7 protein-coding genes and 6 tRNA genes are annotated in these 7,236 nt (G+C 48.0%); 2 read left to right on the plus strand and 11 right to left on the minus strand.

Going from position 1 to position 7,236, the window contains the following annotated elements; all coding sequences use genetic code 11:
- Positions 1 to 77: 77 nt before the first annotated feature.
- The 11 genes from A1OO_RS03945 to lolB all read right to left on the minus strand — a co-directional run bounded on the left by A1OO_RS03945 (position 78) and on the right by lolB (position 5,420).
- Positions 78 to 154 (minus strand) — tRNA-Met (locus A1OO_RS03945).
- Positions 155 to 165: 11 nt separating this feature from the next.
- Positions 166 to 240, minus strand: a tRNA-Gln gene (locus A1OO_RS03950).
- A 58-nt stretch (positions 241 to 298) separates the two neighbouring features.
- Positions 299 to 383: transfer RNA gene (locus A1OO_RS03955), tRNA-Leu, on the minus strand.
- 73 nt (positions 384 to 456) lie between these two features.
- Positions 457 to 541, minus strand: a tRNA-Leu gene (locus A1OO_RS03960).
- Positions 542 to 618: 77 nt separating this feature from the next.
- A tRNA-Leu gene (locus tag A1OO_RS03965) sits at positions 619 to 703 on the minus strand.
- Positions 704 to 731: 28 nt separating this feature from the next.
- Positions 732 to 808 (minus strand) — tRNA-Met (locus A1OO_RS03970).
- Positions 809 to 1,038: 230 nt separating this feature from the next.
- Positions 1,039 to 2,130: a redox-regulated ATPase YchF gene (ychF, locus tag A1OO_RS03975; protein WP_016960612.1), complete on the minus strand. Its 1,092-nt coding sequence runs from the start codon at positions 2,128 to 2,130 to the stop codon at positions 1,039 to 1,041.
- Between the two features lie 26 nt (positions 2,131 to 2,156).
- Positions 2,157 to 2,747, minus strand: a complete 591-nt coding sequence (pth, locus tag A1OO_RS03980) for an aminoacyl-tRNA hydrolase (protein WP_016960613.1) — start codon at positions 2,745 to 2,747, stop codon at positions 2,157 to 2,159.
- Positions 2,748 to 2,949: 202 nt separating this feature from the next.
- Positions 2,950 to 3,897, minus strand: coding sequence for a ribose-phosphate pyrophosphokinase (locus A1OO_RS03985; RefSeq protein WP_026024034.1), 948 nt, complete (start codon positions 3,895 to 3,897; stop codon positions 2,950 to 2,952).
- Between the two features lie 42 nt (positions 3,898 to 3,939).
- Positions 3,940 to 4,815: a 4-(cytidine 5'-diphospho)-2-C-methyl-D-erythritol kinase gene (ispE, locus tag A1OO_RS03990; RefSeq protein WP_016960615.1), complete on the minus strand. Its 876-nt coding sequence runs from the start codon at positions 4,813 to 4,815 to the stop codon at positions 3,940 to 3,942.
- Positions 4,812 to 5,420 (minus strand): lipoprotein insertase outer membrane protein LolB, encoded by a 609-nt coding sequence (gene lolB, locus A1OO_RS03995; RefSeq protein ID WP_016960616.1) that lies wholly within the window; start codon positions 5,418 to 5,420, stop codon positions 4,812 to 4,814. Before lolB ends, ispE begins: the two co-directional genes overlap by 4 nt.
- Before the next feature lie 313 nt (positions 5,421 to 5,733).
- Here lolB and hemA point away from each other — a divergent pair, with 313 nt between their 5' ends.
- Positions 5,734 to 6,993, plus strand: coding sequence for a glutamyl-tRNA reductase (gene hemA, locus A1OO_RS04000; RefSeq protein ID WP_016960617.1), 1,260 nt, complete (start codon positions 5,734 to 5,736; stop codon positions 6,991 to 6,993).
- Between the two features lie 14 nt (positions 6,994 to 7,007).
- Positions 7,008 to 7,236: PCRF domain-containing protein (locus A1OO_RS23735; RefSeq protein WP_035008728.1), on the plus strand; the 229-nt coding region annotated here is incomplete at its 3' end.

The following is a 7,236-nucleotide window of genomic DNA, read 5'->3' on the forward strand; positions in this document are numbered from 1 at the left end:
TTTTTCAGACTAAAGCTAATGCTTTTGAACACGTGACAGTGTCAGTCTGTTTTGAAAGCCAAAGGCCTTCGAATAAATGGTGGCTACGACGGGATTCGAACCTGTGACCCCATCATTATGAGTGATGTGCTCTAACCAACTGAGCTACGTAGCCAACCTGAAATATGGCTGGGATACCTGGATTCGAACCAGGGAATGGCGGCATCAAAAGCCGCTGCCTTACCGCTTGGCGATATCCCAACAGTCATCACGCTCTAAAGCATGACCTTTTCAATTCTTTTGCTCTTCACAAGAGCAATGGTGCGGAAGGAGAGACTTGAACTCTCACACCTTGCGGCGCCAGAACCTAAATCTGGTGCGTCTACCAATTTCGCCACTTCCGCATTTTTGATCAGTTTTCTATCTTGTCTGACCGTCTCTACTATGCATTAAAGCGCAAATAAAGAACAAGAGGATTGGTGCGGAAGGAGAGACTTGAACTCTCACACCTCGCGGCGCCAGAACCTAAATCTGGTGCGTCTACCAATTTCGCCACTTCCGCAATCCTAGTCGTTTCAGTTTTTTAGTCTTGTCTGAAACCTTCTATTCAACGTTAAACGTTGAGAGAAACAAGATAGATGGTGCGGAAGGAGAGACTTGAACTCTCACACCTTGCGGCGCCAGAACCTAAATCTGGTGCGTCTACCAATTTCGCCACTTCCGCTTTGTATTGCTTGGCACTGAAAAAAGAATGGTGGCTACAACGGGATTCGAACCTGTGACCCCATCATTATGAGTGATGTGCTCTAACCAACTGAGCTACGTAGCCATCTTATTTTCGTCAGGGTCTCCCCTGAGTGCGGGGCGCATTATGCGAAGAAGCTAAGACCCCGTCAACCTTTTTCCCGCGGTTTTTTCAGTGATTTGGTGTCTTCGCTTGGATTTTGAGCAGGGAGGGCCGTTTTTTGATCGAATTAAGCGGTTTTAGGTAAAAACAGGCGCTGAAAAATAAAAAAGCTGGCAAAAGCCAGCTTTTAAAATTTCATCAATGAAGCCAAATTACACGTTAAAGCGGAAGTGAATAACATCACCGTCTTTAACGATATATTCTTTGCCTTCCAAACGCCATTTGCCCGCAACTTTCGCGCCGGCTTCACCGTTGTTAGTGATGAAATCGTCGTAACCGATGATTTCGGCGCGAATAAAGCCTTTTTCGAAGTCAGTGTGGATCTTACCGGCAGCTTGTGGCGCGGTTGAACCAACTGCAACCGTCCATGCACGCACTTCTTTTACGCCAGCGGTGAAGTAGGTTTGCAATGTTAGCAGGTCGTAGCCAGCACGAATCACACGGTTTAGACCGGGTTCTTCCAAGCCCATTTCTTCAAGAAATACTGCCGCTTCGTCTGTTTCTAGTTCAGACAGCTCGCCTTCGATTTCAGCACAAACAGCAACAACGGTAGCACCTTCTTTTTCAGCGATCGCGTGCACGATGTCGAGGTATGGGTTGTTTTCAAAACCGTCATCGTTAACGTTCGCGATGTACATGGTTGGTTTCATGGTCAGGAAGTTGAGGTAATCAACCGCAGCTTTTTCTTCTTTGGTCAGCTCTACTGAACGCAGCATGTTGCCTTCTTCCAGCACAGGAAGAAGCTTTTCAAGCACAGCGATCTCGATTTTCGCGTCGCGATCACCGCCTTTTGCTTTCTTCGCTTGACGCTGAATAGCGCGCTCACATGCTTCCAAATCTGACAGTGCCAGTTCCGTGTTGATCACTTCGATGTCGTCAGCAGGGTCAACTTTGCCAGCGACGTGGATGATGTTGTCGTTTTCGAAACAACGAACAACGTGACCGATCGCGTCAGTTTCGCGGATGTTTGCAAGGAATTTGTTACCCAGACCTTCACCTTTTGACGCACCAGCAACCAAGCCCGCGATGTCTACGAATTCCATCGTGGTTGGCAAAATACGTTGTGGGTTAACGATTTTCGCAAGCGCATCCAGACGCAGATCAGGCACAGGTACCACACCCGTGTTTGGCTCGATAGTACAGAACGGGAAGTTTGCCGCTTCGATACCGGCTTTGGTCAGAGCGTTGAACAGTGTTGATTTACCTACGTTTGGCAGGCCAACGATACCGCATTTAAAACCCATGAGATGGTAACCTTTCGTTAAAAATATTATTGCGCCTTGAATGTATGAAGGCGGTTCTGCGCCTTAGCTAAATCATCTTTCAGCAGAATGTCGATACAGCGAACGGCTTCGTCGACAGCTTCTTCGATTTGGCTTTGTTCATTAGCAGGGGCTTTCGTTAATACAAAACCCGCTACTTTGTCTTTGTGGCCGGGATGTCCGATCCCGATGCGAAGACGATAAAACTCTTTGTTGTTGCCCATCTTGCTGATGATGTCACGCAGACCATTATGACCGCCATGCCCACCACCCTTTTTGAACTTGGCAACACCTGGCGGCAAGTCTAGCTCATCGTGAGCTACCATGATCTCTTCCGGTTTTATTTGGAAGAAATTGGCCAGTGAAGCCACAGATTTACCGGACAGATTCATGAATGTTGTTGGGATCAATAAACGTAGATCTTCACCACCCATGCTAATTCTGGCCGTTAAACCGAAATATTTTTTGTCTTCTTTCAGTTGCACATTATGAATACGTGCTAACTCTTCAACGACCCAAGCTCCCGCATTGTGACGGGTTTTTGAATATTCTGGTCCAGGATTCGCCAGACCCACTAAAAGACGAATTTGGTCGCTCACGGTGAGATTCTCGTTGTTATGGTTGTCATCGGTTAGGCGCTAAAGATCAGATGACGCCACCCGACCAACGCCAAAGGCGGCATATCCTAACACTATACGTAAGCGACCTCAAAATGATGGCGTAAAGAGTTCGCTTGAGTAAGTACTGTGCAAAACAAAACGCCCCGCAAAAGCGAGGCGTTTTACTCTAACAAGGTGTCGATTAAGAATCGAACATTGCAGAGATTGATTCTTCATTGCTGATGCGGCGAATTGCTTCAGCCAGCATGCCTGACAACGTCAGCTGAGACACTTTACCCGTCGCTTGCATTTCTGCACTCAACGGGATTGAGTCGGTGACAATCACTTCGTCAATCACAGAATCTTTGATGTTTTGAGGCGCGTTACCTGAGAATACCGCGTGTGTTGCGTAAGCGAATACACGCTTCGCACCACGGTTTTTCAGCGCTTCTGCTGCTTTGCACAGAGTGCCACCGGTGTCGATCATGTCGTCAACGATGATGCAGTCACGGCCTTCAACGTCACCAATCAGGTGCATAACCTGAGACACGTTTGCACGTGGGCGGCGTTTATCGATGATAGCGATGTCAGTGTCGTCCAGCAGTTTTGCTGTTGCACGAGCACGCACAACACCACCGATGTCTGGAGAAACGACCACTGGATCTTCCAGTTTCTTCGCTAGCATATCTTCAAGCAGTACCGGTGTACCGAAGATGTTATCTACGGGTACATCGAAGAAGCCTTGGATTTGCTCTGCGTGCAGGTCAACCGTCAAAACGCGGTCAACACCGACGTTAGATAGGAAGTCTGCAATCACTTTCGCAGTGATTGGAACACGCGCAGAACGCACACGGCGGTCTTGGCGAGCGTAACCAAAGTAAGGAATAACTGCGGTGATGCGACCAGCAGATGCGCGACGCAGTGCATCGATCATCACAACCAATTCCATTAGGTTGTCATTGGTAGGTGCACACGTCGACTGGATAACGAATACGTCGCTACCCCGTACGTTTTCGTTGATTTGTACACACACTTCGCCGTCAGAAAAACGGCTAACGGTAGCGTCACCTAGTGACATATATAGGCGATTCGCAATGCGTTGGGCGAGCACAGGCGTTGCATTACCAGCAAACAGCTTCATATCAGGCACGGTGGAAAACCTCGGGGTTGTATCCATTGAGTTTTGTCTGTCTCATTGTTTCTGCGCTTTTAGCGTGGTTAAGAGCGGTGAAGTGTTCACACCACAAGCTACAAAACCAGTGAGCCAGTCGGGCAATTTGTTAAATGTTAAACGAGCGTCGTCCTCATTCTCGAACTCCGCGAAAATACAGGCACCCGTTCCAGTCAATCTTGACGGCGCGTATTCTACCAGCCACGAAATGGCCTTATCAACCTTTGGAAACAACTCTCTGACTATCTTTTCGCAATCGTTTTCGTAATTTCCCGCCAATAGCACATTTAATGCGCGTTTTGGCGTGTCTCGTGGCAGGTTAGGATGACCAAAAATTTTTGCTGTTGCGATACTAACATCAGGTTTTGCGACCAGATACCATTTTTCTTCAGCGTAGGCGGGTTGGAGTACTTCGCCAACACCTTCTGCAAACGCTGTCACACCGCGCACAAATACCGGGACATCTGCGCCCAGTGCTAGCCCAAGGTCTGCCAGTTCATCGCTTGATAGTGCAGTGTTCCAAAGGTGATTGAGTGCGACCAATGTGGTGGCTGCATTGGAAGAGCCCCCACCAAGCCCGCCACCCATTGGTAGCATTTTTTCAATGTGAATATGCGCGCCTTGCTTGCTGCCTGATTGGGCTTTTAGCGTCATTGCTGCGCGATAAATGAGATTATCTTCAACCGCTACCCCTTCGATGTCTGGCGATAGGGTGATTTTGTCTGTTTCATTGGGCGTGATATGTAACGTGTCGCCATAATCGAGAAATTGAAACAGCGTTTGTAAGTCGTGGTAGCCGTTTTCGCGCTGACCTGTGACATATAAAAAAAGATTCAGCTTGGCGGGGGAGGGCCAAGTGGTGGTGTCCGAGTATTGTTCTATTGCGGATTGTGTCATTGCGGGTAGATCCATTCGGAAATCACCAGATTCACTTTTTGCGTGTTCTGGTTCATTTTGATTTTGGCCGGAAGCAAACTGTCGGTGTTGGCATCATAGGTGCTGTATTCCAATTGCCAACCTGGCTGATTGGACTCGGCGCTGTTTTCGCTTAAAAAAGCCAGCCGATTATCGGCACCTAAGGTGAAATCGTTTTGCTCCGTTGGCAATCCTTTGATCCATTGCGTCATGTCGTCCACGGGTAAAGCAATACCGGTTAATTTTTCTAACAGGCTGGCGGCATCTCGCCCGACGTAACGCTGGCCTTCGTTATCCACCAAAATAGCGATGTCAGGCGTAGCCTCTAGCGTTAATAACGTCGTGCCAAGGAAATTAGTGAGCCTTAAAGAGAGTTCATCGTCTTTTTGTTGCCAGAGGAAGTTGGCGGAAACACGTTGTTCTGGACTGATCAGGGCCACTTTGCCTTTTGCGGTGAAGTTTGTAATACCAGCGAGCGCCTCTTGGTGGGTTTGCCACTCAGTAGACGGTGCAGGCACTGAAGTGCATCCCGAAAGAGCGAGAAAACCAAGCATGAAGGTCAGAGCAAGCTTGATAGAGCGAGACATGATGAAACTCCGTTTATATAGCGGTCGCGAACAATTATACAGATAATTATCGGCAATCATCAGTGGCTTATCCGCGACAGATCAAGAAAATTCACACAAACAGACAAATGAAACAGAAAGTTGGGCGACATCTTGAAATATAATCAATGATTAGTTGTTGAAAAAATGGACGAAAATTTCGCATTGAGTGCGAAATAGTCACACTTCTGGTTGTTAGCGGGAACAGGAAACTAATGTTATCTTTTATTCGACGAGCCCATAACGTAAAATCCACGGTTCGGATTTCATCTGGTGCTGTCGGTAACCCTGCTTAATGAGCTTGCTAGTTCTCGGAATTAATCATAAGACCGCTACGGTCGACTTGCGTGAAAAGGTCGCCTTTTCACAGCAACAACTTCGCGATGCACTACACCAGCTAAAAGAAAAGCAGGTCGTGCAGAGTGGGGTTATTGTATCTACCTGTAACCGAACCGAGATCTATTGTGAATTAGACCAACCTAGCCCAGGTGCAGTCGTGGATTGGCTTCGTGATTTCCACAGCCTGGACAGTGATGCCTTACTTCCTTGCTTATACACCCATCATGATCAAGCTGCTGCACAACACTTAATGCGTGTTGCCTGTGGGTTAGATTCGCTTGTGTTGGGAGAGCCTCAGATCCTTGGGCAAGTCAAACAAGCCTATGCGGAATCTGTTGAGCTCAATGCGATTAACGGCCCGTTAGAGCGTTTATTTCATAAAACCTTTACGGTTGCCAAGCGTGTTCGTACCGAAACTGATATTGGCGGCAACGCCGTTTCTGTTGCGTTTGCGGCTTGTTCCTTGGCGCGGCAGATCTTCGAATCTTTGGAAGCCTCAACCGCATTGCTAGTGGGAGCGGGTGAAACTATTGAACTGGTTGCCAAGCATTTGTATGAGCACGAATGTAAAAACATCATCGTAGCAAACCGAACGCGTGAAAGAGCCAAGCCGTTTGAAGATGCCTTTGGGGCAAAAGTGATCTCGTTGGAAGAAATTCCCGAGCACATGCACAAGGCCGATATCGTGATCAGCTCGACCGCCGCGCCATTGCCGATTATCGGTAAAGGGATGGTGGAAAAAGCCTTGAAAGCACGCCGGCATCAGCCCATGCTGCTGATCGACATTGCCGTGCCTCGTGATATTGAAGAAGAAGTGGGCGAGCTTAATGACGCCTATTTGTATACCGTCGATGATTTACACTCGATTGTCGAACGCAATCGAGAGCAACGAAAAGCCGCAGCCGTTCAGGCTGAAGCCATCGTTGAAGAAGAAAGCCATGGGTTTATGACCTGGATGCGCTCACGCGACGCCGTGGACAGCATTAAACAATATCGTGCAGATTCTGAAGCACTAAAAAATGAATTGCTCAGTAAAAGCCTACAGGCGCTGGCTAGCGGTGCAGACCCACAAAAAGTGCTGGCTGAACTGAGCAATAAACTGACCAATAAATTGATCCATGCGCCGACTCAGGCCATGCAGGAAGCTGCCAGAAATGGTGATGAGCGTACACTCGACACGCTGCGTCAGAGCTTAGGTTTGGATCCCCTAAAATAGTTGTAAAACTTACTATGAAACCATCTATTCTCGCCAAATTAGAAGCGCTCGCTGAGCGTTACGAAGAAGTACAACATCTACTGGGTGACCCTGGTGTTATCGGTGATCAGAACAGATTCCGCGCCTTGTCGAAAGAATACAGTCAGCTAGAAGAAGTGACCAAGTGCTTTGTCCTTTATCAGCAAGCTGAAGAAGACCTTCTGCTGCTTTGCACAGAGTGCCACCGGTGTCGATCATGTCGTC

Source organism: Enterovibrio norvegicus FF-33, from assembly GCF_000286835.2.
GTDB lineage: Bacteria > Pseudomonadota > Gammaproteobacteria > Enterobacterales > Vibrionaceae > Enterovibrio > Enterovibrio norvegicus_A.